This window comes from Pseudomonas sp. SID14000 (assembly GCF_002165135.1).
Lineage (GTDB): Bacteria > Pseudomonadota > Gammaproteobacteria > Pseudomonadales > Pseudomonadaceae > Aquipseudomonas.
This window is the reverse complement of sequence record NZ_NFZQ01000002.1, coordinates 147,575-162,219: the sequence shown is the minus strand read 5'-3', so window position 1 is coordinate 162,219 and position 14,645 is coordinate 147,575. Positions and strand designations below refer to the sequence as shown.

General features: G+C 63.0%; 13 protein-coding genes. All 13 read left to right on the top strand.

The features are described 5' to 3' along the window. The first annotated feature begins 107 nt into the window (after positions 1–107). The 13 genes from CAY82_RS03585 (at position 108) to nuoM (ending at position 14,642) form a co-directional block, all read left to right on the top strand. Positions 108–770: a lysoplasmalogenase gene (locus CAY82_RS03585; protein WP_087499964.1), complete on the top strand. Its 663-nt coding sequence runs from the start codon at positions 108–110 to the stop codon at positions 768–770. Positions 771–1,153: 383 nt separating this feature from the next. After that, entirely contained in the window at positions 1,154–1,567 is a 414-nt protein-coding gene (locus tag CAY82_RS03580) for an NADH-quinone oxidoreductase subunit A (protein ID WP_003251427.1), read from the top strand. Positions 1,568–1,576: 9 nt separating this feature from the next. Then, positions 1,577–2,254, top strand: a complete 678-nt coding sequence (locus tag CAY82_RS03575) for an NADH-quinone oxidoreductase subunit B family protein (RefSeq protein WP_003251429.1) — start codon at positions 1,577–1,579, stop codon at positions 2,252–2,254. 78 nt (positions 2,255–2,332) lie between these two features. Next, positions 2,333–4,114: an NADH-quinone oxidoreductase subunit C/D gene (nuoC, locus tag CAY82_RS03570; RefSeq protein WP_013973384.1), complete on the top strand. Its 1,782-nt coding sequence runs from the start codon at positions 2,333–2,335 to the stop codon at positions 4,112–4,114. A 2-nt stretch (positions 4,115–4,116) separates the two neighbouring features. After that, positions 4,117–4,614 (top strand): NADH-quinone oxidoreductase subunit NuoE, encoded by a 498-nt coding sequence (gene nuoE, locus CAY82_RS03565; RefSeq protein ID WP_003251433.1) that lies wholly within the window; start codon positions 4,117–4,119, stop codon positions 4,612–4,614. Further along, a complete protein-coding gene (nuoF, locus tag CAY82_RS03560; RefSeq protein WP_087499963.1) occupies positions 4,611–5,975 on the top strand; it encodes an NADH-quinone oxidoreductase subunit NuoF in 1,365 nt (454 codons plus the stop codon). The genes nuoE and nuoF overlap by 4 nt, the downstream gene beginning before the upstream one ends. 133 nt (positions 5,976–6,108) lie before the next feature. Then, complete coding sequence (gene nuoG / locus CAY82_RS03555) at positions 6,109–8,823, top strand: NADH-quinone oxidoreductase subunit NuoG (protein ID WP_087499962.1); 2,715 nt, start codon at positions 6,109–6,111, stop codon at positions 8,821–8,823. Further along, entirely contained in the window at positions 8,820–9,827 is a 1,008-nt protein-coding gene (nuoH, locus tag CAY82_RS03550) for an NADH-quinone oxidoreductase subunit NuoH (RefSeq protein WP_028632275.1), read from the top strand. Before nuoG ends, nuoH begins: the two co-directional genes overlap by 4 nt. An 11-nt stretch (positions 9,828–9,838) precedes the next feature. Next, on the top strand, positions 9,839–10,387 hold the full coding sequence (gene nuoI / locus CAY82_RS03545; RefSeq protein WP_003251442.1) for an NADH-quinone oxidoreductase subunit NuoI: 549 nt from the start codon (positions 9,839–9,841) through the stop codon (positions 10,385–10,387). Between the two features lie 10 nt (positions 10,388–10,397). Further along, entirely contained in the window at positions 10,398–10,898 is a 501-nt protein-coding gene (gene nuoJ, locus CAY82_RS03540; protein ID WP_087499961.1) for an NADH-quinone oxidoreductase subunit J, read from the top strand. A 3-nt stretch (positions 10,899–10,901) separates the two neighbouring features. After that, positions 10,902–11,210, top strand: a complete 309-nt coding sequence (nuoK, locus tag CAY82_RS03535) for an NADH-quinone oxidoreductase subunit NuoK (RefSeq protein WP_008096201.1) — start codon at positions 10,902–10,904, stop codon at positions 11,208–11,210. After that, complete coding sequence (gene nuoL / locus CAY82_RS03530) at positions 11,207–13,060, top strand: NADH-quinone oxidoreductase subunit L (RefSeq protein ID WP_087499960.1); 1,854 nt, start codon at positions 11,207–11,209, stop codon at positions 13,058–13,060. Before nuoK ends, nuoL begins: the two co-directional genes overlap by 4 nt. Before the next feature lie 49 nt (positions 13,061–13,109). Continuing rightward, positions 13,110–14,642 (top strand): NADH-quinone oxidoreductase subunit M, encoded by a 1,533-nt coding sequence (gene nuoM / locus CAY82_RS03525; RefSeq protein WP_087499959.1) that lies wholly within the window; start codon positions 13,110–13,112, stop codon positions 14,640–14,642. Positions 14,643–14,645: the final 3 nt, after the last annotated feature.

Here is a 14,645-nt window from a genome sequence, read left to right as displayed (position 1 = left end):
CATTCCTTTCATCAAGCCCATGGCAGCCCCAACACAATCCAAAGGCATCACCAGCAAAACCCAAATTCAGGTCTATGCTTGAGGCAGCCCAGCCGCAAGGACCGCTCATGCCTCGCCCAAGCCACCTGACGATTCTCGCCCTGGTCGCCGCCGCCCTCTATATATATGCACTGGCCAGCGACAACACCCTGCTCGCCCTGCTGGCGAAACCGATCCCGGTACTGGCCCTGATCGCCTGGCTGCGCAGTGCTCGCGCCACACCTTATCGCCGCTGGATTACCCTCGGCCTGGCCTTCTCGGTACTCGGCGACATCCTGCTGGCCATCCCCGCCGACCTGTTCGTGTTCGGCCTGGCTGCCTTCCTCTGCGCCCACCTGGCCTACCTGCGCGCCTATTGCAGCCAGACCCTGCGTCCAGCCCTGCCCGCACTGCTGCTGAGCGCCATTACCGGTATCACTCTGCTCGGCGTGCTGGCCAGCCACGGCCTTGGCCCACTACTGATCCCGGTCGCACTGTACGCCCTGGCCATCAGCGCCATGCTCTGGCGCGCCCTGGCCTGTGGCGGGCTCGCCACGCTCGGCGCCTGCCTGTTCGTGCTCTCCGACAGCCTGATAGGCATCGACCGCTTCGTCAGCCCGTTCGCCGCCGCGCCATACCTGATCATCCTCACCTACTGGCTCGGCCAGTGGGCGATCGCTTCATCAGCCGGTCATCGCCCAATCGATAAAGTATTGACCCAGAGCGGTACGAGCGGTGTCAGAAGCTGCTAGAACAGGCGTTTTTTGCATTTGCAAGTAGCGGGAATCGTCAGATGAACTTTACAAGGGGCAGAAGAGGAGAAATATCAGGCACCAGACCAAATGATATCAATTATCATTACGAAACTTGCAATTCGTTACCCGTCGCAAGAAACATAATTAACAAAACCGCACGCAATGCCCTAATCTCAAGGCTTTCAGCCATTTACGAGCAGGTTTTGTACTTAATCCTACGAATAAATTTGCGACAGAAATTTTACTTGCACGGGGTTTACCCATAAAATCAGCGCGATTGATTCAGCTGCGACATTTGGTCACTGCATGTGCGACACCAGGTCGCCGCTCTACACTTATTTCAGACTGCAGAGCTGGGTCTCTGTATAAGGATCTCTAGCATGTCCGATTCGGCAGGACTCATCGCCCACAACTGGGGCTTTGCCATCTTCCTCCTGGGTGTCGTCGGCCTGTGCGCCTTCATGCTCGGCCTGTCCAGCCTGCTCGGTAGCAAGGCCTGGGGCCGCGCCAAGAACGAACCCTTCGAATCCGGCATGCTGCCCGTCGGCAGCGCCCGCCTGCGCCTGTCCGCCAAATTCTATCTGGTCGCGATGCTGTTCGTGATCTTCGATATCGAAGCCCTCTTTCTCTTTGCATGGTCTGTGTCCGTCCGCGAAAGCGGCTGGACCGGATTCGTCGAAGCACTCGTTTTCATAGCAATTCTGTTGGCTGGTCTTGTCTACCTATGGCGCGTCGGGGCACTTGATTGGGCTCCCGAAGGTCGCCGCAAGCGGCAAGCGAAGCTGAAACAATGAGGCTTTGGCATGCAATACAATCTCACCAGAATCGATCCGGATGCGCCCAACGAGCAGTACCCGGTCGGTGAACGGGAAACCGTCACCGATCAACTGCTAGAGGACCAGGTCCACAAGAACATCTTCATGGGCAAGCTTGAAGATGTGCTGCGTGGCGCGGTCAACTGGGGTCGCAAGAACTCCCTCTGGCCGTACAACTTCGGCCTGTCCTGCTGCTACGTGGAAATGACCACGGCCTTCACGGCGCCCCACGACATCGCCCGCTTCGGCGCCGAAGTCATCCGGGCCTCGCCGCGTCAGGCCGACTTCATGGTCATCGCCGGTACCTGCTTCGTCAAAATGGCGCCGATCATCCAGCGCCTGTACGAGCAGATGCTCGAGCCGAAGTGGGTCATCTCCATGGGTTCGTGCGCCAACTCCGGTGGCATGTACGACATCTACTCGGTCGTTCAGGGGGTCGACAAGTTCCTCCCCGTGGACGTCTATGTGCCTGGCTGCCCGCCACGCCCTGAGGCTTTCCTGCAAGGCTTGATGCTGCTGCAGGAGTCGATCGGCCAAGAACGACGCCCGCTTTCCTGGGTTGTTGGTGATCAAGGTATTTACCGTGCCGAGATGCCAGCCCAGAAAGACCTGCGTCGTGAGCAGCGCATTGCAGTAACCAACCTGCGCAGCCCCGACGAAGTCTGATCCAGCGACCTGCCGCCCGCTCCCCTGGAGCCGGCGGCCTGGCTTCATTCTTAACGTTTGCCCAAAGCGACCGAGACCATGACAGCGGACAACGCTATTTTCATTCCGCCCTACAAGGCTGACGACCAGGATGTGGTCGTCGAACTGCACAACCGTTTTGGCGCCGAAGCATTCGTCGCCCAGGAAACCCGCACCGGCATGCCCGTGCTGTGGGTCAAGCGCGAGCAACTCAAGGAAGTGCTCAGCTTCCTGCGCGGCGTGGCCAAACCGTACAGCATGCTGTACGACCTGCACGGCGTCGACGAACGCCTGCGCACCCAGCGCCGCGGCCTGCCCGCCGCCGACTTCAGCGTGTTCTACCACCTGCTGTCGATCGAGCGTAACAGCGATGTGATGATCAAGGTGTCGCTCAGCGAAGGCGACCTGAACCTGCCGACCGTGACCGGTATCTGGCCGAACGCCAACTGGTACGAGCGCGAAGTCTGGGACATGTTCGGCATCGACTTTGCCGGCCACCCACACCTCAGCCGCATCATGATGCCGCCTACCTGGGAAGGCCACCCGCTGCGCAAGGACTACCCGGCACGCGCCACCGAATTCGACCCCTACAGCCTGACCCTGGCCAAGCAGCAGCTTGAAGAGGAATCGGCACGCTTCAACCCGGAAGCCTGGGGCATGAAGCGCCAGGGCGCCAACGAGGACTACATGTTCCTCAACCTCGGCCCCAACCACCCTTCTGCGCACGGTGCCTTCCGTATCGTCCTGCAACTGGACGGTGAAGAGATCGTCGACTGCGTGCCGGACATTGGCTACCACCACCGTGGCGCCGAGAAAATGGCCGAGCGCCAGTCCTGGCACAGCTTCATCCCTTACACCGACCGTATCGACTACCTCGGCGGGGTAATGAACAACCTGCCGTACGTGCTCGCGGTCGAGAAGCTGGCCGGCATCAAGGTGCCACAGAAGGTCGACACCATCCGCGTGATGCTGGCCGAGTTCTTCCGTATCACCAGCCACCTGCTGTTCCTGGGTACCTACATCCAGGACGTCGGCGCCATGACCCCGGTGTTCTTCACCTTCACCGACCGACAGCGCGCCTACACCGTGATCGAAGCGATCACCGGTTTCCGCCTGCACCCGGCCTGGTACCGCATTGGTGGCGTCGCCCACGACCTGCCACGCGGCTGGGACAAGCTGGTCAAGGACTTCGTCGAATGGCTGCCCAAGCGCCTCGACGAGTACGAAAAGGCTGCCCTGCAGAACAGCATCCTCAAGGGCCGTACCATCGGCGTTGCCGCGTACAACACCAAGGAAGCCCTGGCCTGGGGTACCACCGGTGCCGGCCTGCGTGCTACCGGTTGCGACTTCGACCTGCGCAAAGCCCGCCCCTACTCCGGCTACGAGAACTTCGAGTTCGAAGTACCGCTGGCCCACAACGGCGATGCCTACGATCGCTGCATGGTCCGTGTCGAGGAGATGCGCCAGAGTATCCGCATCATCGACCAGTGCCTGCGCAACATGCCGGAAGGCCCGTACAAGGCGGACCACCCGCTGACCACGCCGCCGCCGAAAGAGCGCACCCTGCAGCACATCGAGACCCTGATCACGCACTTCCTGCAAGTCTCGTGGGGCCCGGTCATGCCGGCCAACGAGTCGTTCCAGATGATCGAGGCGACCAAGGGCATCAACAGTTACTACCTGACGAGCGATGGCGGCACCATGAGCTACCGCACCCGGATCCGTACCCCGAGCTACCCGCACCTGCAGCAGATCCCTTCGGTGATCAAAGGCAGCATGGTCGCCGACCTCATTGCGTACCTGGGCAGTATCGACTTCGTTATGGCTGACGTGGACCGCTAAGCATGAACAGCACGCTTATCCAGACAGACCGTTTCGCCCTGAGCGAAACCGAGCGCTCGGCCATCGAGCACGAAATGCATCACTACGAGGACCCGCGCGCGGCGTCCATCGAAGCCCTGAAGATCGTCCAGAAGGAACGTGGCTGGGTGCCGGACGGCGCCATCCACGCCATCGGCGAAGTACTGGGCATTCCGGCCAGCGACGTCGAAGGTGTCGCCACTTTCTACAGCCAGATCTTCCGTCAGCCAGTCGGCCGCCACATCATCCGCGTGTGCGACAGCATGGTCTGCTACATCGGCGGCCATGAATCCGTGGTCAGCCAGATCCAGAGCGAACTGGGCATCGGCCTCGGCCAAACCACCGCCGACGGCCGCTTCACCCTGCTGCCGGTATGCTGCCTGGGCAACTGCGACAAGGCCCCGGCGCTGATGATCGACGACGACACCTTCGGTGACGTGCAACCGGCAGGCGTTTCCAAACTGCTGGAGGGTTACGTATGACCATTACTTCCTTCGGCCCGGCCAACCGCATCGCGCGCACGGCCGAAACCCACCCGCTGACCTGGCGCCTGCGTGACGACGGCGAGCCGGTATGGCTTGCCGAGTACGAATCGAAAAACGGCTACGCTGCCGCCCGCAAGGCGCTGGCGCAGATGTCGGCCGACGACATCGTGCAAAGCGTCAAGGACTCCGGCCTCAAGGGGCGCGGTGGTGCAGGCTTCCCCACTGGCGTGAAGTGGGGCCTGATGCCCAAAGACGAATCCATGAACATCCGCTACCTGCTGTGCAACGCGGACGAAATGGAGCCGAACACCTGGAAGGACCGCATGCTGATGGAGCAACAGCCCCATCTGCTGGTCGAGGGCATGCTGATCAGCGCCCGTGCCCTGAAGGCCTACCGTGGCTACATCTTCCTGCGTGGCGAATACACCACCGCAGCGAAGCACCTCAACCGCGCCATCGAGGAAGCCAAGGCCGCCGGCCTGCTGGGCAAGAACATCCTTGGCAGCGGCTTCGATTTCGAGCTGTTCGTGCACACCGGTGCCGGCCGCTACATCTGCGGTGAAGAAACCGCACTGATCAACTCGCTGGAAGGTCGCCGCGCCAACCCGCGTTCCAAGCCACCCTTCCCTGCTGCCGTTGGCGTGTGGGGCAAGCCGACTTGCGTGAACAACGTCGAAACCCTGTGCAACGTCCCGGCCATCGTCGCCAACGGCAACGACTGGTACAAGTCGCTGGCCCGCGAAGGCAGCGAAGACCATGGCACCAAGCTGATGGGCTTCTCCGGCAAGGTGAAGAACCCGGGCCTGTGGGAGCTGCCGTTCGGCGTCACCGCCCGCGAACTGTTCGAAGACTACGCCGGCGGCATGCGCGACGGCTTCAAGCTCAAGTGCTGGCAGCCAGGCGGCGCCGGTACCGGTTTCCTGTTGCCCGAGCACCTCGACGCGCAGATGTACGCCGGCGGCATCGCCAAGGTTGGCACCCGTATGGGTACTGGTCTGGCCATGGCGGTGGACGACAGCATCAACATGGTTTCGCTGCTGCGCAACATGGAAGAGTTCTTCGCCCGCGAGTCGTGCGGCTGGTGCACCCCATGCCGTGACGGCCTGCCGTGGAGCGTGAAGATGCTGCGCGCACTGGAAAAAGGCCAGGGCCGCGCCGAAGACATCGAGACGCTGCTGGGCCTGGTCAACTTCCTCGGCCCTGGCCGTACCTTCTGTGCTCATGCACCAGGTGCCGTCGAGCCGCTGGGCAGTGCCATCAAATACTTCCGGTCCGAGTTCGAGGCCGGTGTCGCTCCCGCTGCGGCGGGCGATGCCCTGCGCCCCAACCTGGCCAAGCCGATCGTGGTCGGCGCATAACAAGATGATTGAGGCGGGTGGTCCGTGCCACTCGCCAGCTTGCCGGCAGGCCCGAGAAATCGTGGCGTGTCGCAAGCTCACCGATTTCCATTAGCCACGCCCGCTCACGCGGGCCAACGAAGAACTTTGAACAATGGCCACTATCCACGTAGACGGCAAAGCGCTCGAAGTCAACGGTGCAGACAACCTGTTACAGGCCTGTCTGTCGCTCGGCCTCGACATCCCTTATTTCTGCTGGCACCCGGCGCTTGGTAGCGTTGGCGCCTGCCGGCAGTGTGCGGTCAAGCAGTACACCGACGAGAACGACACCCGTGGTCGTATCGTCATGTCCTGCATGACCCCTGCCTCCGACGGCACCTGGATCTCCATCGACGATGAAGAATCCAAGGCGTTCCGCGCCAGCGTCGTCGAATGGCTGATGACCAACCACCCGCACGACTGCCCGGTGTGCGAGGAAGGCGGTCACTGCCACCTGCAGGACATGACGGTAATGACCGGCCACAACGAGCGCCGCTACCGTTTCACCAAGCGTACCCACCAGAACCAGGACCTCGGCCCGTTCATCGCCCATGAGATGAACCGCTGCATCGCCTGCTACCGCTGCGTGCGCTACTACAAGGACTATGCCGGTGGTACCGACCTGGGCGTGTACGGCGCCCACGACAACGTGTACTTCGGCCGCGTCGAAGACGGCGTGCTGGAAAGCGAATTCTCCGGCAACCTGACCGAGGTCTGCCCGACCGGCGTGTTCACCGACAAGACCCACTCCGAGCGCTACAACCGCAAGTGGGACATGCAGTTCGCCCCGAGCATCTGCCACGGCTGCTCCAGCGGCTGCAACATCAGCCCGGGCGAGCGCTACGGCGAACTGCGCCGCGTGGAAAACCGCTTCAACGGTTCGGTCAACCAGTACTTCCTGTGCGACCGCGGCCGCTTCGGCTATGGCTACGTCAACCGCAAGGATCGCCCGCGCCAGCCATACCTGGCCGACGGCACCAAGCTGGGCCTGGACGCCGCCCTGGACAAGGCTGCCGACCTGCTGCGCGGCCGCACCATCGTTGGTATCGGTTCGCCACGCGCCAGCCTGGAAAGCAACTACGGCCTGCGTGAGCTGGTCGGTGCCGAGTACTTCTACTCGGGTATGGAAGCCGGCGAGCTGGCCCGCGTACGCCTGGCCCTGAACGTGCTGAACAACAGCCCGCTGCCGGTTCCGACCCTGCGCGACATCGAAGACCACGACGCCGTGTTCGTGCTCGGTGAAGACCTGACCCAGACCGCTGCCCGCGTCGCCCTGGCCGTGCGCCAGGCCACCAAGGGCAAGGCCGAGGCCATGGCCGAAGCGATGAAAGTGCAGCCTTGGCTCGACGCCGCCGTGAAGAACATCGGCCAGCACGCGCTGTACCCGCTGTTCATCGCTTCGCTGGCTGAAACCAAGCTGGACGACGTCGCCGAAGAATGCGTGCACGCTGCCCCGGCCGACCTGGCTCGCATCGGTTTTGCCGTCGCCCACGCCATCGACCCGAGCGCCCCTGCCGTCGAAGGCCTGGACGCCGAAGCGAAAGCTCTGGCGCAGCGCATCGCCGACGCCCTGGTCGCCGCCAAGCGCCCACTGGTTGTAGCCGGTACCTCGCTGGCCGACCCGGCACTGATCGAAGCCGCCGCCAACATCGCCAAGGCGCTGAAGCTGCGCGAGAAGAACGGCTCGCTGAGCCTGGTGGTACCTGAAGCCAACAGCCTCGGCATGGCCATGCTCGGTGGCGAGTCGGTCGACGCCGCGCTGGACGCAGTCATCAGCGGCAAGGCCGACGCCATCGTCGTACTGGAAAACGACCTGTACACCCGCGTACCGGCCGCCAAGGTCGACGCTGCCCTGGCTGCGGCCAAGGTGGTGATCGTTGCCGACCACTCCAAAACCCCGACAGTCGATCGCGCCCACCTGGTGCTGCCAGCTGCTTCGTTCGCCGAAGGCGACGGTACCCTGGTCAGCCAGGAAGGCCGTGCCCAGCGTTTCTTCCAGGTATTCGACCCGCAGTACCTGGACAGCAGCATCCAGATCCACGAAGGCTGGCGCTGGATGCACGCCCTGCGTGCCACCCTGCTGAACAAGCCGGTCGACTGGACCCAGCTGGACCACGTCACCAGCGCCTGCGCCGAAGCCGTCCCGCAACTGGCCGGCATTGTCAACGCTGCGCCAGGCGCCGCATTCCGCATCAAGGGCTTGAAACTGGCCCGTGAGCCGCTGCGCTACTCCGGCCGTACCGCCATGCGCGCCAACATCAGCGTGCATGAGCCGCGTACCCCGCAAGACAAAGACACCGCGTTCGCCTTCTCCATGGAAGGCTACTCGGGTTCGGCCGAACCGCGCCAGCAAGTGCCGTTCGCCTGGTCGCCGGGCTGGAACTCGCCACAAGCCTGGAACAAGTTCCAGGACGAGGTCGGTGGCCACCTGCGTGCCGGCGACCCGGGCGTACGCCTGATCGAATCGCAAGGCGACCGCCTGCACTGGTTCAACGCCATTCCGGGCGCCTTCAGTCCGGCCCGTGGCACCTGGACTGCCGTACCGTTCTTCCACCTGTTCGGCAGCGAAGAAAGCTCCTCGCGCGCCGCCCCGGTGCAAGAGCGCATCCCGGCAGCCTACGTGGCCCTGGCCAAGTCCGAAGCCGACCGCCTGGGCGTCAACGACGGTGCCCTGCTGAGCCTGAACGTCGCCGGTGTCACCCTGCGCCTGCCACTGCGTATCAATGAAGAGCTGGGCGCTGGCCTGGTCGCGTTGCCGAAAGGCCTGGCCGGCATTCCGCCTGCCATCTTCGGTGCATCCGTCGAAGGTCTGCAGGAGGCAGCACAATGAGCTGGTTCACCCCCGAAGTGATCGATGTGATCCTCTCCGTGCTGCGGGCCATCGTGGTCCTGCTGGCGGTGGTGGTCTGCGGCGCACTGCTCAGCTTCGTCGAGCGTCGCCTGCTGGGCTGGTGGCAGGACCGTTATGGTCCAAACCGCGTCGGCCCGTTCGGCATGTTCCAGATTGCTGCCGACATGCTGAAGATGTTCTTCAAGGAAGACTGGAACCCACCCTTCGTCGACCGTGTGATTTTCACCCTGGCACCGGTAGTGGCCATGAGCGCCCTGCTGATCGCCTTCGTGGTCATCCCGATCACCCCGACCTGGGGCGTTGCCGACCTGAACATCGGCCTGCTGTTCTTCTTCGCCATGGCAGGCCTGTCGGTCTACGCAGTGCTGTTCGCCGGCTGGTCGTCGAACAACAAGTACGCCCTGCTGGGCAGCTTGCGTGCCTCTGCTCAGACCGTGTCGTACGAAGTGTTCCTGGGCCTGGCGCTGATGGGCGTGGTGGTGCAGGTGGGTTCGTTCAACATGCGCGACATCGTTGAATACCAGGCGCAGAACCTGTGGTTCATCATTCCGCAGTTCTTCGGCTTCTGCACCTTCTTCATCGCTGGCGTCGCCGTGACTCACCGTCACCCGTTCGACCAGCCAGAGGCGGAACAGGAACTGGCCGACGGTTACCACATCGAGTATGCCGGCATGAAATGGGGCATGTTCTTCGTCGGTGAGTACATCGGCATCATCCTCATCTCGGCGCTGCTGGTAACCCTGTTCTTCGGCGGCTGGCACGGCCCGTTCGGCATCCTGCCGCAACTGTCGTTCCTGTGGTTCGCACTGAAGACCGCGTTCTTCATCATGCTGTTCATCCTGCTGCGCGCCTCGATCCCGCGCCCACGCTATGACCAGGTGATGGACTTCAGCTGGAAGTTCTGCCTGCCGCTGACCCTGATCAATTTGCTGGTGACCGCTGCGATCGTGCTCTACAACACGCCAGCCGTCGCGGCCCAGTGAGGATTTGACCCATGTTCAAGTATATCGGCGACATCGTTAAGGGCACCGGCACCCAGCTGCGCAGCCTGGCAATGGTGTTCTCCCACGGGTTCCGCAAGCGCGATACCCTGCAGTACCCAGAAGAACCCGTGTACCTGCCGCCGCGCTACCGCGGCCGCATCGTCCTCACCCGCGACCCCGATGGCGAGGAGCGCTGCGTAGCGTGCAACCTCTGCGCGGTGGCCTGCCCGGTCGGCTGCATCTCGCTGCAGAAGGCCGAGACCGAGGACGGCCGCTGGTACCCGGAGTTCTTCCGCATCAACTTCTCGCGCTGCATCTTCTGCGGCCTGTGTGAAGAAGCGTGCCCGACCACCGCGATCCAGCTGACTCCGGATTTCGAAATGGCCGAGTTCAAGCGTCAGGACCTGGTGTACGAGAAAGAAGATCTGCTGATCTCCGGCCCCGGCAAGAACCCTGACTACAACTTCTACCGTGTTGCCGGCATGGCAATCGCTGGCAAGCCGAAAGGCTCTGCACAGAACGAAGCCGAGCCGATCAACGTGAAGAGCTTGCTCCCATAAGGACAGAAAGATGGAATTCGCTTTCTACTTCGCATCCGGGATCGCCGTGGTCTCCACCCTTCGGGTGGTGACCGGCACCAACCCCGTGCACGCCTTGCTTTACCTGATCATTTCGCTGATTTCCGTGGCCATGATCTTCTTCGCCCTGGGTGCGCCGTTCGCCGGCGCCCTGGAAGTGATCGCCTACGCCGGCGCCATCATGGTGCTGTTCGTGTTCGTGGTGATGATGCTCAACCTCGGGCCGGCTTCGGTCGCCCAGGAACGGGGCTGGCTCAAGCCCGGTATCTGGGCGGGGCCTGTGATCCTTGCCGCCCTGCTGCTGCTGGAGCTGCTGTACGTGCTGTTCGTCGCCCCGAGCGGTGCCGGCATCAGCGGCACTACCGTGGGTCCGAAAGAAGTCGGCATCAGCCTGTTCGGTCCCTACCTGCTGGTGGTCGAACTGGCTTCGATGCTGCTGCTGGCCGCAGCTGTCACCGCCTTCCACCTGGGCCGCAACGAGGCGAAGGAGTAAATCATGGGTGCTATCCCTCTCGAGCATGGTCTGGCGGTCGCCGGCATCCTGTTCTGCTTAGGTCTGGTTGGCCTGATGGTCCGCCGCAACATCCTCTTCGTGCTCATGAGCCTGGAAGTCATGATGAACGCCTCTGCCCTGGCGTTCATCGTCGCCGGTGCCCGTTGGGTCCAGCCCGACGGCCAGGTGATGTTCATTCTGGTGATCAGCCTGGCAGCCGCCGAGGCCAGTATTGGCCTGGCCATCCTGCTGCAGCTGTATCGCCGCTTCCACACTCTCGACATCGATGCTGCCAGTGAGATGCGCGGATGAACCTTCTCTTCCTGACTTTCGTCTTCCCCCTCGTCGGCTTCCTGCTGCTGTCGTTCTCGCGCGGGCGGTTCTCGGAGAACCTGTCCGCCCTGATCGGCGTCGGCTCGGTAGGCCTGTCGGCCGCCGTGGCCGCCTACGTCATCTGGCAATTCAACGTCGCCCCGCCTGAAGGTGGCGCGTACAGCCAGCTGCTGTGGCAGTGGATGTCGGTGGATGGCTTCACGCCGAACTTCACCCTGTACCTGGACGGCCTGTCGGTCACCATGCTCGGCGTGGTCACCGGTGTCGGCTTCCTGATCCACCTGTTCGCGTCCTGGTACATGCGTGGCGAAGCCGGCTACTCGCGCTTCTTCGCATACACCAACCTGTTCATCGCCAGCATGCTGTTCCTGGTGCTGGGCGACAACCTGCTGTTCATCTACTTCGGCTGGGAAGGCGTGGGCCTGTGCTCGTACCTGTTGATCGGTTTCTACTACAGCAACCGCAACAACGGTAACGCGGCGCTCAAGGCATTCATCGTCACCCGTATCGGCGACGTGTTCATGGCCATTGGCCTGTTCATCCTGTTCGTCCAGCTGGGTACCCTGAACGTGCAGGAACTGCTGGTGCTGGCACCGCAGAAGTTCCAGGCTGGCGACACCTGGATGGTCCTGGCAACGCTGATGCTGCTGGGTGGTGCGGTCGGCAAATCGGCCCAGCTGCCACTGCAGACCTGGCTGGCCGACGCGATGGCCGGCCCGACCCCGGTCTCCGCGCTGATCCACGCGGCAACCATGGTGACCGCGGGCGTGTACCTGATCGCCCGTACCAACGGCCTGTTCCTGCTGGCGCCGGACATCCTGCACTTGGTAGGCGTGGTCGGTGGCGTAACCCTGGTTCTGGCCGGCTTCGCCGCGCTGGTGCAAACCGATATCAAGCGTATCCTCGCCTACTCGACCATGAGCCAGATCGGCTACATGTTCCTGGCCCTGGGCGTTGGCGCCTGGGACGCGGCGATCTTCCACCTGATGACCCACGCCTTCTTCAAGGCCCTGCTGTTCCTTGCCTCCGGTGCGGTGATCGTTGCCTGCCACCACGAGCAGGACATCTTCAAGATGGGCGGCCTGTGGAAGAAACTGCCGCTGGCCTACGCCAGCTTCGTGGTCGGTGGTGCTGCCCTGGCTGCCCTGCCGATCGTGACCGTGGGCTTCTACTCCAAGGACGAGATCCTCTGGGAAGCCTTCGCCAGCGGCAACACCGGCCTGCTGTACGCCGGCCTGGTCGGTGCGTTCATGACCTCGCTGTACACCTTCCGCCTGATCTTCATCGCCTTCCACGGCGAAGCCAAGACCGAAGCCCACGCTGGCCACGGCATCAGCCACTGGCTGCCGCTGGGCGTGCTGATCGTGCTGTCGACCTTCGTCGGCGCCTGGATCACCCCGCCGCTGGCAGGTGTACTGCCTGAAAGCGCCGGCCACGCCGGTGGCGAAGCCAAGCACGCGCTGGAGCTCACTTCGGGCGCCATCGCCATCGCCGGTATCCTGCTGTCGGCCCTGCTGTTCCTGGGCAAGCGCCGCTTCGTCAGCGCCGTCGCCAACAGCAGTATCGGTCGTGTCCTGTCGGCCTGGTGGTTCGCCGCCTGGGGCTTCGACTGGATCTACGACAAGCTGTTCGTCAAACCTTACCTGCTGATCAGCCACATCCTGCGCAAGGATCCGGTTGACCGCAGCATCGGCCTGATCCCTCGCCTGGCTCGCGGCGGCCACGTCGCCATGAGCAAGACCGAGACCGGCCAGCTGCGCTGGTACACCGCTTCGATCGCCGTTGGCGCAGTGCTGGTACTCGGCGCTGTGGTAGTGGCCGCGGTATGACCATGAACTTTGCGAACCTTGCGACCCTGCAAAAGGAAACGAACCCGTCATGATTTTGCCTTGGCTGATCCTGATCCCCTTCATCGGCGGCTTCCTGTGCTGGCTGGGTGAGCGCTTCGGCGCCACCCTGCCGCGCTGGATCGCGCTGCTGACCATGTCCCTGCTGCTCGGCATCGGCCTGTGGCTGTGGGGTAACGGCGACTACACCCTGGCCCCCGCCCCGGGCGCCGAGCCGGCCTGGGCCCTGGAATACAAAGTCCAGTGGATCCAGCGCTTCGGCATCAGCATCCACCTGGCCCTCGACGGCCTGTCGCTGCTGATGATCCTGCTCACCGGCCTGCTCGGTGTGCTGTCGGTACTGTGCTCCTGGAAAGAGATCCAGCGCCATGTCGGCTTCTTCCACCTCAACCTGATGTGGATTCTCGGCGGCGTGGTCGGTGTGTTCCTGGCCCTGGACCTGTTCCTGTTCTTCTTCTTCTGGGAAATGATGCTGGTGCCGATGTATTTCCTCATCGCGCTCTGGGGTCACAGCTCCTCGGATGGCAAGAAGACCCGGATCTACGCCGCTACCAAGTTCTTCATCTTCACCCAGGCCAGCGGCCTGATCATGCTGGTGGCGATCCTCGGCCTGGTGCTGGTCAACTACACCAACACCGGCGTGATCACCTTCAACTACAGCGACCTGCTCAAGGCCGAACTGCCAGCTGGTACCGAGTACCTGCTGATGCTGGGCTTCTTCATCGCCTTCGCGGTGAAACTGCCGGTGGTGCCATTCCACTCCTGGCTGCCTGACGCTCACGCCCAGGCACCGACCGCAGGTTCCGTGGACCTGGCCGGTATCTTGCTGAAGACTGCGGCCTATGGCCTGCTGCGCTTCGCCCTGCCGCTGTTCCCGAACGCCTCGGCCGAGTTCGCACCAATCGCCATGACCCTGGGTCTGATCGGTATCTTCTACGGTGCCTTCCTGGCCTTCGCGCAAACCGACATCAAGCGCCTGGTCGCCTTCTCCAGCGTCTCGCACATGGGCTTCGTACTGATCGGTATCTACTCCGGTAGCCAGCAGGCCCTGCAAGGCGCGGTGATCCAGATGCTGGCCCACGGCCTGTCGGCTGCCGCGCTGTTTATCCTGGCCGGCCAGCTGTACGAGCGCCTGCACACCCGTGACATGCGCGAGATGGGTGGCCTGTGGCACCGCATCGCCTACCTGCCGGCCATCAGCCTGTTCTTCGCCGCCGCATCTCTGGGCCTGCCCGGTACCGGCAACTTCGTCGGCGAGTTCCTGATCCTGATCGGCAGCTTCGCCAGCGTACCGTGGATCACCGTGATCGCCACCACTGGTCTGGTGTTCGGTTCGGTGTACTCGCTGATCATGATCCACCGCGCCTATTTCGGCCCGGCCAAGACCGAAACCGTGCTGGCCGGCATGGATGGTCGCGAGCTGATCATGGTCCTGGGTCTGGCGGTACTGCTGATCCTGCTGGGCGTGTATCCGCAGCCGTTCCTCGACACCTCTGCCGCCACCATGAGTGGTGTGCAGCAGTGGCTCGGTTCCGCTTTCACTCAACTCGCTTCGGCCCGGTAAGAG